We start from the raw sequence: 17,102 nt of genomic DNA, 5'->3' as shown, positions 1-17,102 counted from the left end.
TGAGATACCTGCAATAACGGACGTGTTTCCCCATAAATCCCGGCGACAACCCAATCGAGCAGCTTTCCGGATAATGCAGGAGAAGGCCAGTAAGGCAGGCTCAACGAGTTGAAATCATCAAGATATTCCTGGGCCATTTCGTTGTAAGCATCGAAGAACGCCACGACATTCTCATCGTCCCTGAACTGTTTGAAGCAGTAAGCGGGGATTATTGTGTCAACTGGTGCTTCCATATTTCTCTACCTGAATCTGGGCGGTTGAAGTGGTGAAGTAGGAGTACGTATCGCCATACACCAGCGAAGAACCCGTCTCAGGCGGAACAATGGTCCCGTTGATACCAACCTGAATATCGATCATCGATACCAACGATGGCGGGACGAGTCCCTGCACAGACTCGAGGAAAATCTCCTGAATCTGGAGGATGTTGATTGGCTGCCCTACTGCAATGCCGTTGATATAGTCGACAACGTTCTGCTGCACTGCTTTGGACATACCGGCCGGGTCGATATATTTCGTTGATGCCGTACTCCAGGTGATGAAGACCGAAGCAGCCTGAGATGTCGGTACGACAAACGGCAGCTGGTAGCTGTCGGGGTAAGAGTCAATCTGTACCGTCTTTTTCTCCACCTCTGCACCGGAGGGATTGCTGACATCATTCGTCAGTGTCGAAATGTCCGGAACTGCTTTATAAATGGCGTAGGCCACCTCGTACGGGTCACCACCACCGACCACCGCCACCCATTTCCCGGCTGCTGGCTGTCGGAACGAAACCAGGTTTGCTTGTACCCCATCGACCGCTTGTACCATCATGCGAAAGAAATCCGGTACGCCCTGTGCAGTCGACATGCCTGACTGCATAACCTGCGCCCGGTACGAAGCATAGGACTGCGCCTCCAGTCCCGGCAGGCCCGTGGTCAGGTTGGTGCAGGTAACGTTGTAGTCCTTCGGTACCGACGTGATTATTTGGGTAACGGTACCTTCAGGAACAGCCCAGGAGTTGGGAGAAATCGCCAGGCAATAGACTGGCTCGGTTTGACCGCTCGAAGGGATGACGGTATCGCGCACTACGGCATACTGATTGTTGCCATCGCTCACAGTGAATCCCTTCGGGATAGGGAAGCCCGGTAGACCAGAGAACACCACATACACCGATGTGTTTGTTCCCTCCCCTTGCTGCACGCCGTAGATATTACCCAACTGCATCAGCAACGGGATATTCGCGCCGTATGGACTGCATGAATTGATGAGATCGACACGCGCCTGATCAATCAGAGCAATCCCCCCGGTTCCTGTGCCAGCCATATCGGCAATCAGTCCCGGCGGCAGGTTTGCGGTGTAGCCAGGTACCTTTGCAGCGACACGAGAAATTAAACTGGCTAAAATAGTTTTTGGCGGCGTGGGCTTTGCCCCCGCCTCGGTCATGATTATGGGCAGATCAGACATATTCTCCCCTAAGGATAATTTATGAAGAAAAAATTACTGCTATTAATAACAATGATCACATCAGGATGCGTACCATATGCATACCGGACAGATCTTTCTGATTGTCTAAGCATTGGTAATTACACAAACAAAATAACTAATGAAAAAATAATCAATGAATTAAATAGTACAGAGATCAATAAAATTCAGAAAATAACTCCTACAGGTAATGTAAAATTTGGCGATGGTGACTCAACTGAATGCCCAGTCACCGTCACTCATGAAAATGGAACATCTGAACAAGGATTTCTTATATCTAGAGGCCGATGGTCTCAGCAGAAAAAATTAGAGTACAAATTTCTTTCAAAATGGGATGCGCAACAACAAGTTGAAGAAAATAATGCAGCAAATAAAATACGTACTGAACAAATAGAATCACAGGCTAGAGCACGCGACACAGAATCAAAACATGATTTTCAGTCTGCATCTATAACTGCATATCCATTCAAGGCAGAGATCTATTGCTATAACAAAAAAAATTTTAACATGTACAAACCAGTGGACTGTGGCATTAGCGCTTCTGGAAAATTAGGACCAACAAATCTTTATGATAAACAAGCGCTAACTTTTGATATTCTTCTTCCATCCTCATTCACTCTTAAGGCGTCCATGGCTGAGCCAGACTTGTTTATGGGCATTAAGGTTGATATTCGTTCTCGTAAAACAAATGAAGTAGTGAACACCCGCACAGGCAGTTACACTGATACTGTTTTTATTAGCAACTGACTATCCCGATCATACATCGAATCAAACAGCCACCGTTTTTTGATAGCTAATTCCATTTTTAAAAATAACGTCAATTTTATAGGTGGGGTTAGCAGCCCCATCTACTTTTGAGATTGCCAGTGATGCGAAGTACCCGGCGAACTGCTGCTGTACCATGTTGACGTAAAAGTCCGGGTAAACCTGCTGAACTATCGATTGCTGCGCCGGAATGCCGTACTGGGCATAAAACGGCGATTCACCCAAGCTAAGCTTCAGCGTCTGAATCAGTGTGGTCAGCCAGCCGTATGAAAAATCCCCATTAGAATCAGGCTCGACCAGTACCCACGTTTTTTTTCCGTTCTCGTCAGTGACGCGGCCCCAAGTTCTCATGAAAATCTCCTCTATGCGCCTGGTGTTGGAGGTTCGGAAGGAATATCTGCACTACCTGGTTCGACACCTTTAACCAAGTGCGGGTGATCAATGAGGCTGACCTCACCGGCCACTACATCCTTCGTCACGTTCATTGGACCAATAAACGTAGCCGTGGTACTGGTCATCTGGTCAGGATCCTGCACTATTGGTCCGTTAAGGTGCAGCGTTCCCCCGCCCAAGTAAATATCCTTGGCATTGAGGTAAATGGCGTCTGCTTTCTGCGTAATTGTTCCCGGTTCCACTGTTATTGAACTGACCCCGTCGGCCGTTTTCAAAATGGCGCCATCAGGACCATATAGCACTATTTTGTTCGGATCCTCCTTCGTCCAACCCACGTTGGATAAAGGTACAAAGAACAGCGGAACCAGTGATAGCGTTAACGACCTGCTGGCAATCCCGGTCCCCAAGCCTGATACCCCTCGCAGCGAGACATCAGCAGCCACGGTCACCCCTTTATCACCTTCCTGTATCGGGTATCTGATGTATTCAAAAGTAGCGACAGGAAGGGTTGTCTGCGGGTACTGAGTGCCATCTGGAAGCATATCGAACTGCACTGTGACGATCTGCCCATCAACCGCAACAACATGGCAGGGTAGAGATCGACCGGATATAGCAGTCCGGTCTTCATTTGCCGTATGGATCGCGTTATTCAGAGCCTTCAGGAAAGGAAAAGTTTGTCCATTGCTCATGTTGTATTCTTCGCCAGCGCGACGGCCTCGTAGATTGTCACCCAGGAATTGGTGTTATCAGGGTTAAGGAAATCGCCGACATGGCGCACTGATGTTACCAGGAATTTTCCCGAGAAATTCACTCGGTTACGCAGCGATGAGTACGAGCGTTCACTATTAACCGAAAGGAGCGCCCCTGGTCCCGAGATAATATTTTCGGGCAAAGCAACCTTCATTCCACAGAACAAATCTGAGCGAAGGGGACACTTGAACGAAACACTGAACATACCAATCCAGTTCGGCTGGTCAATCAATTCCTGGGGGAGAATTTGAACTGTGCCATCGTCGGTAGTGTTATTGTCGAAAACGCGAATGACCCGGTTTTGCATCACCATCTGCACTCCGGTGTAATCAGCACGACTTACATAGGAGAAAGAGTGACTTCGAATTACGGCAGCAAGTTGGGTTAGTCGCGGATAAACACCAGTAGCGGGCTCTGCAAGCACCAACTGGTCATTGATGGAAATGTCAATTTTGAATCCGGGATAAGCAACTGCCAGCGCGCGGTTGAGCACATCACTTAACTTCTCCCCTTTTTTTCCATCGAGTGTAATGCTGTTCTCTTGCCCTTTGTCATTCAGCAACGGGCTGGGATTCACCACGAAATTAAGAGACTGATTAGTCCCCTGCCACACCGGAAAAGGGTTATAAATCTGCCCGCTGAGAATAAGTCCACCCTGATTGGGGTTTGCAAGTGGAAGTCCTGCAGAAAAGCCGGCGATCAAATCGACCCGGCATCCTGCCAGTTGCGTGCTCTCCCGCAGCATTGAAATTGGCACGCCAAACAGGGAAATTCTGGTACCGCTGGAAACAACGTCATACCCGGTGATTAGTGCGTCGAACTGGATTTGTAGCGCTGACCCTGGAGACAGAGAACTGTCAAACGGGCCAATCGGATTACCTGTGTCATCCAGCGGCGTTTTGCCATTTTTGTCAGTTAGTTCGAGTCTGTAGTATTTCATCAGGTCGCCTCGAACTGGTTCGAACTGACCCGGAAGACAAGCGACCCCGGCGCGTAAGGGAGCGCCAAGTTGATGTCATAATCGTCAGGAGAGCCAACAAGCGGCACATACCAAACAACCTGCCCTTGCCCATCGGTGAGCCTGAGGTAATAGCGGTTTGCATACTGGTTGTATGGGACGGTACCGAACAGTTTCGCGCCGCCGACAGTGGCCTGAAACGAGAAAGGAGTCTTCCCGTCAGGATTGAAGGGTATAGTGGTTGTCATGTTGAGACCTAAAATTTTGGAAAAGCAGGAATCAGATCGCCATTACTCCACCAGGATCCTGTATCCGCTGAAAAAGTTGTCGGCATTCCCGATTCGAATTTACTCATCAGGCCGCCGAGTGCCGCCTCCACCTGTGATATTGCGAGAAGCGGCTGTTCAAACTCCATTTCCCAGGTGTGTTGAACCTGCTTATTCTGCTCAGAAAATCCCGACACATCGACAAACGAGCGCATCAGGCAGCCGGTGTAGATATACGAGGGCGTCATCACGACGTAATAGCCGCCGCTCTGATTGTGCTTATCCAGCGCCAGTTTCAGTGCGGCGAAGGTGATCCCCTTGGTTGCGTACCCTCCATCCTTCGTGGATGCAGGTCGTAGCATCTGCATTCGCACCTGGTTCGGACGGTTGATTACCGAGTTAGCCGCCGTCGCCATGTTGTAAAAATTGAGAGTTCCGATTTCTTGCCTGATTAGTGAAGTTCCGGCCATTGGAGTGAAGTGGGCTGTTGGTCCGGAGAGTTCACCGTGAAGCAGACCATCAACAATACTCACACCTTCGGTCAGAACCGCGATCGGCATCATGCCCCCGGGTATTTCGGAGGCAATGCCCTCAACTAGAATTATCGGCGAAACCTCGAAGGCCAGACGGAACGCCTGACCAAAGTAATTCAATGCCATGCGTTACCTCGGCGTTATGTAGATCCCCTGAACCTGAGCCTGAATATCGGAGCCTGGCTTTTCGTTTACCTGGAGGTTGATTGTGGCCCGATCGCTAACTCCACCTTTACCGAGAGTGCTACTTGCGTCACTCAATTGCTGGAGAATGCCAGGATGCTGTTCAACTGCGCCCTGAACTTTAGGCAGAATATTCAGTAAATAATCGACAGTCTCTTTTTTGAGATTGAGATTGCCGTCCTTCGAAACAGCAATATTGCCGCCGTTGTACTGAGCCAACGCTTTTGCAACATCCCCACCATATCTGTTCAGATTGTCGCGGAAATATTTGCCAGCAGCATCGACTGACTTCTCTGGATCAAAGCGTTCCATTGTCGACAGCCCATAACCAGATGCTGTCGGTGTGGTGAACTGGAAGAGTCCGGCTGCCCCTGACTTTTTGTTATAAGCCAATGGATTACCGCTGGACTCTTTCATTGCTACAGCGCCAAGCAGCCCGGCTGGTAGTTGGTTATCCTGAGCAACCTGATCAAATCTCGTTTTTAAAGAAGCCAGTTGGCTATCTGGCATGTGATAACCAAGGCCATTCTTATCAAAAATGTTTTTATCGGACCAAATTCCGGTGTACTTGCCCGTGGCTTGATTTGAGCCTGGCAGTTTCCCGTTCAGGTATTCATCCCCATACATTTTAAGGATTGGGTTTACCTGATCCGGCCCTTTCCCTGTCCCAGACAGATCCACTCCAGGAACATTACCGGCTATCCACTTAATGGCCTGGCCCAGCGCTGTAACGATGGCCTTTACACAATCTGCGAAGGTTTTCAGATCGGTCTGGAAGCTATCTCCACCCAGCCAGTCGCCCAGTTTGTGCAGGCCGCTCGCCAGCGTGTCGAATACAGCTTTCCCGTTTTTACCGTTGAGGAATTTTTCGATGCTGGCGGTCAGGTTGTCGGAGATTTTACCGATGGGGGCGCTCAGCTTCGCCAGTGCTTTCAGAAAAGAGTTTCCGATCCGGTCGGCGTTGTATTCAAACTTTGCAGTTAAATCCTGGTATTTCTGCTGAGTGCCGCTACCCATATCCCGGTCAAGAACCTGTGACTGCTCAGTGAACTGCTTACTCAGCTGCGGCAGGCGGTCGCTGTTCGCAAGAATTTGGTTAGCGGTCGCCACATCGATCACACCATCGAGGCCATAGCCTTGTAGCACGGATTGCGAGACACCAGTACCTTTGTACTGCTGTAAGAGACGGGAAACGCCCTCCAGCAGTTTCGGCATATTTTCGGCGGCACCAGCCTGCGGATTGATGCCCAACGACATAATCCCGGCGTACTGCGGGTTATTTGGAGCATTCTGTACCGCAGCCAGCGCCTGCATGATGTTCCCGGTATTACTGATTCGGGTGCCGTAGACGTTGTTAGCGGCCTGCATCTGCCCAGAAGTGACATTCAAACCCTGCGCGGTGCGGTACTGATCGGCAACGTGGCGTGCCATTAATCCATAGCCAAATGGACCGGCCACACTCAGCGCCGCAATTTTAGTCCCCCAACTGATGGTGGTGGCAAACAGCCCCTTCAGCGTACTGGTGGTGGCCCCGAGAGTTTTATTGATGAGCGTGAAGGTTTTCAGTGTGCCCTGGGCTTCCTTGTTCAGCCCCTTCATGAACTTGTCGAAACCGGACGCATCCGGCTTTTTCCCTGTCTGCTCTTCAGGTTTTTTGGCTGGTGGCCGAGCCGTGGGAGCCGGGACCGGAAAACCACCCGGCCCGACGGTGATGGCTGCCTTAAATTTGTCGGCGATCTCGTGGAGCGCCTTGATTTTTTCGTCGTCGAAATCCAGAGTCAAAACTGGAAGCTGATTCCCTGCCATCAGAACAACCCCCGCGGCGGTTTGAGTTTCAGCAGCTCACGTAACTGAGCCGCTGTTTTCAGGTTTATTCCGCTATCTGTCCAGAGTTCGGGGAATCCGACTCCGGCGGAGAAGTCGAGAATTTCGGAGATGACGTGTTCACCGTCTCGCCAGAACTGGCGGCAGGCTTCGACATCTGCAATGAAGCAGTCCAGTCCATAAGACTCAAGGATGTGGTTTGACTGCCCCAGACTCCATTGACCTGGTCCATAACTTCCTTCGCCTGATTTGGTTTGTTCACTGACGAGACGCATGTAAAAAAAACGAGTTCGCCGATCACATCATCCATATCGACAATTTCACGCTCCAGCGCCACATCCAGCGGTTTGGTATCCCAGCCCTTCCCCTCTACCGGATAGACCAGACTTGAGAGGCGAATGATTTCGTTGACCAGAGTGTTGTGAACTCCGTTTGAACCATCCCAGGCATCATTACCTTTTGCGATTTTTTCGAGGAAGAGATACGCCACCCGAGGTCCGGCAACAATCCCCAGCCCTTCAGTGAAAATTGCCGAGAAAGTTTTAGCCAAAATCAGGAAGTGCTCGCGGTAAACCTCTTTCGAGATTGGCGCAGAATGAACGTAAGCCGTACCCAGCTCAGTTTCGACAGGAACGATCAGGTTGAGGTTTCGAGAAATTTTCATCAGAGATCCCACATTTCCGAGTTGATGTAATAGGTTCCAGTGATAGTAAGGGCAACGCCCGGCTCACCGCCTGCAAAGCTCATGTCAGCCACGCTCGTGATGGCAGTATTCAAAAGCTGAAAATCGCCAAAAACTTTGCTGTCCGAATACACCTGAGCATCGCCAATTGCAGAGTTCGCCTCCCACTGCGTTTTGTACTGCGAACCAAGGGACTGGCTGCGCAGCAGATGAACCTTAGCCTGCATAATCATGTACGGCTGAGGTGACTGAACGGCTCCGGTCATGGCCGGGAGGAAATCGGTCATATTTCCCTGGAAGGTCAACTCAATACCCTCCTTCGCAAGATATGAAGCCGAAACGTTGAGTTCGGCATGGTCGGTAAATTTGATACTGGCACGTACGCGGTTAAGCGTGCCAACAGGAATCATTGGATTCGGCACGGTTCAACTCCTTAGGAAAGCTGCATTGTCACGTTGATGTTGAAAATGATTGTTGTGAAGCCACGCATCGGCGTGTACGTTGCTGACAGCCCAGCATAGCGACCAATCTGGTAATCGTTGGGGTTGTCTTTAACGTATTGTTTGAACGGGATGGCGTTCACCGTAACCGGGCCATTTACCAACCCATAGGCAATGCCGGTGTTAAACACGCTTTGCGCACGCTGCTGGAGTCGGTCGATACCGTCCTGGTCGTAGTAGAGCGGGTTAATCGGGTTGTTGCTGCCATTGATCACTTCGTTCGCCAGGGCCATGTCGACGTTAATCTGAACCCAGTCAACGCTATACCAGTACGTCGCATCATTGCCGTCGCTAGTCACTCCTTTCACCAGGATGGTGTTAGAAATGCCGCCCTCGGCCCCAGTGTCGACGTAGTTGATGTTCTGCGCATCCATCGTGCTAAGAATGCTATTTTTCGCCTTGTTGGCGTTGACCGCTTGCAGATAGCGGAATGCCATCGGCGGGACTTTGTTCACTTCGGATGGAGACGCGGAAACGAAATTCCACATATCGGCAACCGCCGCGTTGGTCGTCGGGTAGGTATCGTCAGCCATTGCGACAACCGACTTAATGCTGGCATACGGCGATGTGTAGTTGCTGTCCTTCGGCGTATCCTCCAACACGTAGAAATACTGTTTCGCGTCACTGGCGGTGTAGAGTTTGGCCAGCGTGATGAAGTCTGTGTCACCCTTCCACGTTTCCGGTACCAAGTAAGCGTAGAAACGTTTAAGCGGCTCCTGCATGTACAGCTTCAATGCAGCGACTTCGTTCTTTGTGACATCCTTCTGGTACCCAAGTTCGAGGAGATAAGTCCCCACTTTTTGACCCTGAGCGAAAAACGTATCAACCGCAGTAACGAGCAGTTCACTGTTAACAAGCGTGAACTGGCCCAGCGTCGTTGGTGAGCCGTCTAGCGTTGAGGTGCTGTCTGTCCAGGTCAGTGAACCCGCCAGTCCCAGCGTCGCCGTGAACGTGCCGTTCCAGATAGTGGGAGAGCAGCCAACAATAGTGATTTCGATTTCACTGCCCGGATCGCGGTCGATTTTCACACTATCCGGCACCGTCAGAGTGAAGTCAGAACCGTAGGAAGAATTTTCCGCAGTCAGTGACTCAATCGGAATGTTAACCAGATCGGTGATGTCCGAAGACTGAGTGAGAAGAACAGGCCTGCCCGGCTCTTGTGTAGTAGTACCAAACGACAAAACAGCCGACATCTGCTGAAGATTCGAGGGCATGGCCCCGATCGTCTGCGAGACGTTAACGGTGACAATTTCGTAACCCATTATTTAACCTCGTAATTAAAAATGACTTCTTTGATGAGCTGCCGGGAAATGTCCCGCGTGGTGGCCTGGTAATAATTCACCTCGAAATCCACCGTTTTTTTCTTAGCCAGTGCGTTGATTTCCACCTGGTTGGATTTGGCGTCACTGACGATCGGAATGTTGGTCACGCCAAATTCATCACCGTCGAGCGCCGTCTCGACGACGAAATCAACAAAATCGAGCGCATTCTGGTTACTGAATCCGTAGAGCGTCACGCGCACTAAGTCCTGCGAAAGTTGATAGCGCACGCCGTTGTACACCAGCGGAGCCACCTGAAGCGGCGTGGTGCTGCGCACATCTGCGGCGATATACGGAGGCTTCAGATTCGAGGGCACAAGAAAAGACGGGTAAACGGTGGCAAACTGCTTCAACGCCAGCCAGATCGGCGTGCTGTTCGAGATGATTTGTTCGTCGCTAATGTCGTCAGCGCTGTCGATAATCTGCGACCGCATCGTTGGCAGGATCGCCGTTCCCCGGTAATGAAAAATTCCTGCCTGGGTGTAACGACTCTCCATCCGAGAAAATGCGAACTGCGTACCATCGTATTCACCGAGATATACAGAGTTCGGACCCTGAATATTGAAATCGTCTATTTTCTCAATTGGCGTGAAAATAATACTGTTTACATCGCGGGACGTTGTATCGTTCTGCTCAGTAACAACCTGCCTGTGCAGGCTCCCTTTTATCGTGCTGGTCAGCGGGCTATCAGTAAGCCCCAACCGCGCCAGTTCATCCGGGTTTACGATTGCAGCATTGATCCAGTAAACAAAACCATCGAGCGGCAGAACCTGTTTCACATAAAGAGTGAAATTAATTTCCTGACCTGACGATATTGTTTCTACTGCTGACTGCAATACACCAGATAGCTGGTTCCCGGTCTGCTCGGCAAGTTCATCAAGACTCGGCATCGTCATCTATCCATGCCACAAAAGATGATTTGAATAAGCCGCCATCAATGAAGGACGGGCGACGCAGCCCCTTCTCCTGTTTCAGGCGAGAGTTTTTACCTTCCAGCGCGGCCAGTGTTGGCACACCATCAACAGCTAATCCGGCCATTTCTTCCCGTTCGAGAAAAATGTTGAACTGCTGCATAGTTTCCCCGAGCAATTCCCCCTGATTAAGCGGCGCACCATGCTGGATGTGATTGATAAGCGAATAAGCAACAGCCTCGCCCACCTCAGCGCAGATTTCATCAGAGTGCGTTTCAAAGAAATGGGTGAAAAGTTGGTACCTGTCCTGAAGGTCTTCGGCAACCTCATAGGTAGTAGTAGACATGTCGCCGTAGTCATACGGCATATCAATGACACCCAGACAGACTTTCACGGCGTGTACCCCCAGAGCGGCCCCATTTCCATCAGAACGGCAACAACCTGACGACCATACGGATCCTGCATCAGCATCAGATCGGCCAGTGTCAGGTTATTGAGCGCATCGCTAATAGTCATTGAACCCGATGTTCCCTGATCGGCAGCGGAATTAACCAACCCGTACATTGGAGTGTTCAGGCCAAGTTTTTTGCGTTGTTCAATGAAGAAATCACCGGGACCATAACGCAGCAGAAGCGAGCCACCAGCGTTATAAACGGTGTTCGTGTAGATGATGGGCAGGCACTCCAGCCCCAGATGTTTCGGGATAAGCTCCAGTGCCGAGCCGTAACAGCATTTCAGCGTGGGATCATTATCGGAAATGGCTGTATCAGGAACGCCCATCACGCCACGAACGAATGCGAGGTATCCCTCAAACGTCGGGCGAATGGTCATTATTTTTGCACCTTCACCGTTTTATTCAGTTTCGGTGGGTTGTCCTGTTCAACGTTGACGGCCTCACCGGTTATTTCAACGACGACTTCACCCGGTTTAGGCGTTTCGCCACTCTGCATGACAGCTTTATCAACGGCATTACTCATCGACACGGCGTTAGCCTCAAGAATAGCCTGAGACATATCGTCGAGATTTTCGGTTTTTTGCTCCGCATTCTCTTCGATACGGCCAACGGTCAGCGGCTTATCAATGGAATAGCAGATTCCGGAAAATGTTTTGTCCACTTTGTCGCAGCGCTGGAAACCATACGGCTCATGCTGTTTGATGATGTGGTGAATAACGTCAGACTGGTTATCGATCATATGCTGGCCGCCAGCGGGGATCGTTACACCAAAGGACTGTGATTTTTCCGGCAGTTTGTAGTTGAACGTATGAGCCTGACGGGAACAGTTAGCGATAAAAAGTTTCATGAATTTTCCTCAAAAAAATGGGGAGTGTTATCTCCCCAAATCCACCAGTTAAAACAACGAGGGTATTACGCGTATTTCGCAGAAAGCAGCGTCACGCCTTCAGAACGGAAGTTCCAACCAGGAGTAGAACGCATGGTGTACAGCGTGGTAATGCCACCGTCCGGCATCGGTGACGGGATTTCAGTCGGCGCTGCAACGTCGCAGAACATTACGTTCACGGCCTTCTGATTGGGCATCAGGGTCGCGAAGATGTTGGTGTTGAGTTCCTGACGTGCCTCAGGCACAACCAGTTCCGGGTTGGTTACGATAATAAGATCGGTACCGCCGGCACCTTTACCAATCAGCGTGTCGTCCTGACAGAAGATCACATCATCACCGCTGGCACCGTTGGCGATATTTTTAACCATGGTACCGACAGTTTCAGTACCGCCACCCGGGCGTTGATAGCTGGTCAGTTCAACAACACCAGTCCATTCCAGCGCCTTCATGAACCGCTGAGGACACAGAACAACGGTGGTCAGAGCCTGCCCCAGCAACATCATGCGGGTTTTCTGATCTGCAATCAGACCGAGGACAAACTTCGCCATTTCACCGGAATCCCAGGTGGTGTACGAATCGTTGCCCTGGCTATCGCTGCCGAGGTTTACCGTGGTCGCATTTGGTGAGTTGGAGATCCCTTCGTTGTTGGATGCTTTCACGCCATAAATGAGCATGTTGCGAAGCTGCTGCGCATGGCCCTGACGGTTAGCCAGTTGCAGACCGCTGTTTAGTGAATAACCCCAACGGCTCGCCGCATCAGTATCGAGATAGCAGTACTGTGAACGGGTCGAAATGCGGTAAGTCATCATCTGGTCATAGCTCGGAACGATGCTCGCAGACGGTAACTGGCCAGGCAGCGACTGGCCGACATGAGCCTGAGTCGTTGCACGAAGATATTTCTGGTACACAACCAGATCGCTTGAACCGATACGAGCAGAAGGTGCGCCGCCCGGAAGGATTTCGAATGCGCCGGAAGCCATGCTGTACTGCATGACAATATCCGGCTGCATCATGGAAGGCGATACTGTGGTAATCGCTGGTGCGAATGCGCTCATTAATAACTCCTTAAATCAAGAACAGGCCACAAGGCTTGCCGTTTTCCCAGACCACGTTACCGCTGGTTTCTTTTTTCACTGTCAGGTTGCCCTGCTGGGAAACCATCAACAGGCTGATGTTCACTTTCGGGTTAGAGGAAGAACCACTGGAATACACATCCACGCAGTTTTCCGTCATATCCCAGACAAATCCATCAGCCCCGACAGGATCATCACCAGTGGCAAGTGCCGCGACTGCTGCGCTGATCGGCAACGGAATACGCGCACCTGAACCGACGCGATAGTAGTGAACCGAACCACCAGCCAGATAAAGCGGTACCGGGTTGCTGGCAGTCGTGATGCCGTGGTACGCCTGGTTAAACACGGTAAAAGCGTTACACACCGATGCCGTTGCTTTTTTGATGGTTGATCCGCTTACGTTTTCAGCCACAGTGGAAACGCACTCAACCACACCAATACCGCCCCATACGGGCGCATCGAGGTTTTTATCCAGCGTGCCAGAGCAAAGTTGCAAGCGGGTCGCAGGGTCGTCCTGCGCGTCCCCCTGAGTCAGGCCACGCGATTCGACGTTAAAGCTGCCAGCGAATGAACCCTGTGTTTTGAACGGGTCGAAATTAATATCAGCCATGGTTGTTCATGCTCCCTGGAGTGTTGATTTTGACGAGGCGACGTCCCGGAGTTTTGAATGCTGCTAACCAGACGTTGGGATCGCCCTGGTATTCAGTAATGCGGCGACCTGCTTCATCCATACGAACACGCTGGTGTAACTGGCCCAGAGTGTTGTTCATTTCATTCTCGATGGATTTCCGCGCTTCGCCGTAAATAGCCTCTTCGAGAACAGAAAGGGTCGCAGAATCCGCAATTGCGCGAATGTTCACGTCCTTATGCTTTTCCGAGTGCTTTTGCATTCCCATCAGTACGCGCTTGCGGTAATCCAGCGCTATTTCCCCGGAGAATGGAGTGGGTGCCTGTTTACCACATGCAACGTAAGCGGAGTCAGCTTTAACCCTGGCTTCAGTCATGTCAGAGTCAGATTTAGCTTTTTCCTCCTCCTCGGCTTTGGCCTTTTCTTCATCAGCCTTGGCCTGATCAGCTTTACGCTGTTCTTCTTCGGCTTCATCTGCTTTGGCTTTTTCCTCTGCCTTTTTCTGGGCTTCAGCTTCATCAGCCTTTTTCTGCTCTTCAGCAGCGGCATCTGCTTTTTTCTGTTCTTCCTGATCGGCTTTTTCCTTTGCCTCTTTCTTTTCCGCTTCTTCCGCATCAGCGCGGACTTTGATGCCGGATTCCAGCGAATCCATACGCGCAGAGATCGTTTCAAATCCCTTATTCACACCGCCTAATGCATCGCCAACTACTTTCGCGACGATGCTTTCGAGCATTTTCTCGTCCATATCAATGTCACCTTTGTTAGAAACCTCGACCCCTGTGGGGATCTTGTCTTTGTCCCACACTCCCAAAGAGCCGTGGTCCTCTGTTACCAGAGCGATGTGATCGAGCAGGAAGGGCACGCCTTCGATAAGGAAGTTCGTGTCACCATCCATTACTTCCACATTGCCTGATGCGTTGTTAAATACGACTGAAGGACTGGTCGAAACCGTTTCCTTCACGATCTGCTCAACGATGTCCCGAATGTAGATGCGACAAACCGCCCAGACTTCATCCCCTCGGATGTACGGCAGCATCACCGAACCGACGATTCGCTCGGTAAAATCCTGCTCCGTTAAGACGGCTTTATCAGGGTGATTAGTGATAACGGGTAACCCGTTACAGCGTTGAAGAAACGCGTCGTTAAGATAGAGATTCGGATCACGCCATACGTGTTCTTTCAGCCCTGTCCGGTACGCTAGCCCGGTGCCAGTAATGCGCAGGTTGACCAGCCACATGTTCGAAAACTTCATCGGAGAAGGCGCAGTGCCGTCCCGTATTCGCTGTGCTAATTCAAGCTCGGTTAAATTCACGTTTTCCTTTCTCCGTTAAAAACTCGACAGGTAATTTCTGCGGGGCATAAATCGGAAACACCTGACAACTGCAAAATGGATCTTCGCCAGCAGCGGTAATTTCGTCGTAATAACCGTATTCGGGCTTAATCAATCCCTGCTGTACCGCCCAGGAGTCGCGGATCAGGTAAATTAGCGTGTCGCGGTGCTTGTGATCGACGCGATAGTCGTAGCCAGGCCGCCGCCAGTTTGAATGCCAGCGAAACGCGATAGCGCCACCCTGAACGGAAAGCAGGTATTTCACGTTGCTCGCAAGTTTATGCCCCTGGTCGATTGCTACCCGGCGACTGATGAAATCCAGGTCGGTGACTGATTTCCGAATAGCCGATTTCTGCGCGTTTTTATCAATCTCGCTCACACCGTCCGGAGGGATAGACGTCACCCACCCCTGAAAACGCTGCACAGTGCGTTCAATGGCCTGCTCACGGTTCAGTTTGATAAGGTTGGCGCTGGCAAAGATTCGCCGATCAAGCTCCTTACGGAGTTCTGGCTTAATCTTGTCGAGGGTGATTTGTTTGGGCCCGTCTGGAGGCTGGTCCCGTAAAGCGCCACCGTGAACGACGAGGCGGCTGTAAATTGATGTGAGGTGCTTGCGCGTTACATCATCGCTGGGTGATTCCCGGCTGGCTGCCACCCGAAGTTTCTGACACCAGGAAAGCAACGATTTCTGGCTATCCCACCCATTATCAACGTAATAATTAATCGCATCGGTCAGCACTTCGTAGAGGGTTTTAGGTTTCCTCTTCGGTTTCGTGCGGCTGGTTCGTTTGTCCGCCATTATTCGGATCCTGCGGTGGTGGTGGCTGGTATTTCGAAAGGGCTTCTTTGTCGATGATCATCGGTGAGTCGCCGTAGGTTTCGGTGGCGTTGGTCACGCTGGCCAACCACTCTGCCGCCATCGCCCTGTTTTCGGGATCAAGCTGTTGCGCCATGATTGAGAACAATGCACCAGCTTGCTGCACAACCTTGCTGTCGCTCTCACGGCGCTTATCAGGCGACTCTTCCACCAGCTCCTGCCAGCCCGCATCAAACTCACGCTCCCACATCCTGAAAGTGGTCTGATAATCCTCGGTGATAATGTCCGGATAATCGTTCTTCAGAGAGGTGTAAAAATCCTCATTCCAGGCGATGTAACGCACCAGGCGTTCGAAGTAATCCATCACCGGCTCGATAAGTTGACGCACCCCATCGACATACTGGCTGATGGCTTTGGAATCCTCTTTCCCTTCCCCAAATCCATTAGAAAATGCCTCCTCTTTGATAAGGATGGCGGGAACATCGCTACCTGCCGCAATGTCGCTGATAATGTTGTCACGGGCTGTAGAGAGCGCTTTATCGATATTCTGAAGGTTCAACGACTCGATATCGTCTTTCGTGCCAATACTGAGCACCCCTTCATTTTCCGAGATTTTGACGTTTTCCCTTTTCTTACCTGTGGCCGCCGCCATGATGCCGCTGGCTACCGAGCCGTTCTGTTCGGTTTTGGCGACAAGCACGCCTGCCTTTTTAGCCACGAGATTGTTTGCCACCATCGTCCCGATATACGACTTCATCGGGTACAGAACACGCTGAAACACGCTGCGGCCAGTAAAGCCGAACGTTGAGTTCTGGTATTCGAGGTAAATCGGTGTGCCGTTGAATATTTTCAGCGTGCGCGATGGATGCCAGCTTTTTGAGGCTATTTTCAGCGTTGCATTCGCCTGCTGAAAGAACCGGCTATTCGGGTTCTGGTCAGTGACCATACTGCCGGCAGCATTAAGCGGATCCCAAACGTTGATATAAACGTCCTCTTCCCGCAGTCCAAATGTCGGTAGCGGGTCTTTGCACGTTGCGCCATCCGTCCCAACGCCGATAGCGGCAGCGCCATAGCAACGGGATACGTAAAAGAGATTTTTTATCTTCTCATTGAGGCCCATACGCTCCCACACTTCGCGAAACTGGCGAACAACACGTTCATCCGGGTCAGTCTCGACGTTATAGGTGCGCGGTTTGCACATCGCCATGTTGATTGGCTTTTCCACCAGCTTGCCGCCCAGCGGGTGATACTGCCAAAGCAGCTTACACAGCTCATAGCCGACGTCGGTCCCCGGTTGAATTCCTTCATGGTCGAGAATTTTTGTCAGCTCGGAACTGATGTTGTTATTGAACTGAATTTCAGCCATCAG

20 protein-coding genes and 1 pseudogene are annotated in these 17,102 nt (G+C 50.9%); 1 reads left to right on the top strand and 20 read right to left on the bottom strand.

Annotation, left to right across the window (positions count from 1 at the left end; translation table 11 throughout):
• Both FEK66_RS02820 and FEK66_RS02815 read right to left on the bottom strand, forming a co-directional pair.
• A pseudogene (locus FEK66_RS02820) lies at positions 1-233 on the bottom strand (hypothetical protein); the annotation flags it as partial.
• Positions 217-1,443: a baseplate J/gp47 family protein gene (locus FEK66_RS02815; RefSeq protein WP_135494163.1), complete on the bottom strand. Its 1,227-nt coding sequence runs from the start codon at positions 1,441-1,443 to the stop codon at positions 217-219. The gene FEK66_RS02815 and the pseudogene FEK66_RS02820, both read right to left, overlap by 17 nt.
• A 21-nt stretch (positions 1,444-1,464) precedes the next feature.
• Between FEK66_RS02815 and FEK66_RS02810 the strand changes: the two genes are divergently transcribed.
• Entirely contained in the window at positions 1,465-2,208 is a 744-nt protein-coding gene (locus FEK66_RS02810; RefSeq protein ID WP_138211408.1) for a hypothetical protein, read from the top strand.
• A gap of 21 nt (positions 2,209-2,229) precedes the next feature.
• On the opposite strand, the gene FEK66_RS02805 is transcribed toward FEK66_RS02810, so the two are convergent.
• The 18 genes from FEK66_RS02805 to FEK66_RS02720 all read right to left on the bottom strand — a co-directional run bounded on the left by FEK66_RS02805 (position 2,230) and on the right by FEK66_RS02720 (position 17,099).
• Positions 2,230-2,577, bottom strand: coding sequence for a hypothetical protein (locus tag FEK66_RS02805; protein ID WP_135494169.1), 348 nt, complete (start codon positions 2,575-2,577; stop codon positions 2,230-2,232).
• Between the two features lie 11 nt (positions 2,578-2,588).
• Entirely contained in the window at positions 2,589-3,308 is a 720-nt protein-coding gene (locus FEK66_RS02800) for a phage baseplate protein (protein ID WP_135494171.1), read from the bottom strand.
• Positions 3,305-4,309: a hypothetical protein gene (locus FEK66_RS02795; RefSeq protein WP_135494173.1), complete on the bottom strand. Its 1,005-nt coding sequence runs from the start codon at positions 4,307-4,309 to the stop codon at positions 3,305-3,307. The genes FEK66_RS02800 and FEK66_RS02795 overlap by 4 nt, the downstream gene beginning before the upstream one ends.
• Positions 4,309-4,575, bottom strand: a complete 267-nt coding sequence (locus FEK66_RS02790; protein WP_135494175.1) for a hypothetical protein — start codon at positions 4,573-4,575, stop codon at positions 4,309-4,311. Before FEK66_RS02790 ends, FEK66_RS02795 begins: the two co-directional genes overlap by 1 nt.
• A gap of 8 nt (positions 4,576-4,583) precedes the next feature.
• Positions 4,584-5,252 (bottom strand): hypothetical protein, encoded by a 669-nt coding sequence (locus FEK66_RS02785; protein WP_135494177.1) that lies wholly within the window; start codon positions 5,250-5,252, stop codon positions 4,584-4,586.
• Positions 5,253-5,255: 3 nt separating this feature from the next.
• Complete coding sequence (locus FEK66_RS02780) at positions 5,256-7,115, bottom strand: lytic transglycosylase domain-containing protein (protein ID WP_135494179.1); 1,860 nt, start codon at positions 7,113-7,115, stop codon at positions 5,256-5,258.
• Positions 7,116-7,179: 64 nt separating this feature from the next.
• Positions 7,180-7,797: a hypothetical protein gene (locus tag FEK66_RS02775; RefSeq protein WP_138211407.1), complete on the bottom strand. Its 618-nt coding sequence runs from the start codon at positions 7,795-7,797 to the stop codon at positions 7,180-7,182.
• Complete coding sequence (locus tag FEK66_RS02770) at positions 7,797-8,225, bottom strand: hypothetical protein (RefSeq protein ID WP_099707203.1); 429 nt, start codon at positions 8,223-8,225, stop codon at positions 7,797-7,799. The genes FEK66_RS02775 and FEK66_RS02770 overlap by 1 nt, the downstream gene beginning before the upstream one ends.
• 23 nt (positions 8,226-8,248) lie before the next feature.
• Positions 8,249-9,577: a hypothetical protein gene (locus tag FEK66_RS02765; RefSeq protein ID WP_135494181.1), complete on the bottom strand. Its 1,329-nt coding sequence runs from the start codon at positions 9,575-9,577 to the stop codon at positions 8,249-8,251.
• Entirely contained in the window at positions 9,577-10,524 is a 948-nt protein-coding gene (locus FEK66_RS02760; RefSeq protein WP_135494183.1) for a hypothetical protein, read from the bottom strand. The genes FEK66_RS02765 and FEK66_RS02760 overlap by 1 nt, the downstream gene beginning before the upstream one ends.
• Positions 10,511-10,939: a hypothetical protein gene (locus FEK66_RS02755; RefSeq protein WP_135494185.1), complete on the bottom strand. Its 429-nt coding sequence runs from the start codon at positions 10,937-10,939 to the stop codon at positions 10,511-10,513. Before FEK66_RS02755 ends, FEK66_RS02760 begins: the two co-directional genes overlap by 14 nt.
• On the bottom strand, positions 10,936-11,376 hold the full coding sequence (locus FEK66_RS02750; protein WP_135494187.1) for a hypothetical protein: 441 nt from the start codon (positions 11,374-11,376) through the stop codon (positions 10,936-10,938). The genes FEK66_RS02755 and FEK66_RS02750 overlap by 4 nt, the downstream gene beginning before the upstream one ends.
• Positions 11,376-11,846 (bottom strand): hypothetical protein, encoded by a 471-nt coding sequence (locus tag FEK66_RS02745; protein WP_006119752.1) that lies wholly within the window; start codon positions 11,844-11,846, stop codon positions 11,376-11,378. Before FEK66_RS02745 ends, FEK66_RS02750 begins: the two co-directional genes overlap by 1 nt.
• 65 nt (positions 11,847-11,911) lie before the next feature.
• On the bottom strand, positions 11,912-12,940 hold the full coding sequence (locus FEK66_RS02740) for a hypothetical protein (RefSeq protein WP_135494189.1): 1,029 nt from the start codon (positions 12,938-12,940) through the stop codon (positions 11,912-11,914).
• A gap of 10 nt (positions 12,941-12,950) precedes the next feature.
• Entirely contained in the window at positions 12,951-13,568 is a 618-nt protein-coding gene (locus FEK66_RS02735; protein WP_135494191.1) for a hypothetical protein, read from the bottom strand.
• A complete protein-coding gene (locus FEK66_RS02730) occupies positions 13,561-14,898 on the bottom strand; it encodes an NUDIX hydrolase (protein ID WP_167854227.1) in 1,338 nt (445 codons plus the stop codon). Before FEK66_RS02730 ends, FEK66_RS02735 begins: the two co-directional genes overlap by 8 nt.
• Entirely contained in the window at positions 14,879-15,715 is an 837-nt protein-coding gene (locus FEK66_RS02725) for a hypothetical protein (RefSeq protein ID WP_135494193.1), read from the bottom strand. The genes FEK66_RS02730 and FEK66_RS02725 overlap by 20 nt, the downstream gene beginning before the upstream one ends.
• Entirely contained in the window at positions 15,669-17,099 is a 1,431-nt protein-coding gene (locus FEK66_RS02720; protein WP_135494195.1) for a phage portal protein, read from the bottom strand. The genes FEK66_RS02725 and FEK66_RS02720 overlap by 47 nt, the downstream gene beginning before the upstream one ends.
• Positions 17,100-17,102: the final 3 nt, after the last annotated feature.

Origin of the sequence: Escherichia sp. E1130 (assembly GCF_005781065.1) — a bacterium.
Taxonomy (GTDB): Bacteria; Pseudomonadota; Gammaproteobacteria; order Enterobacterales; family Enterobacteriaceae; genus Escherichia.
This window is presented reverse-complemented; position numbering and strand designations above follow the sequence as displayed.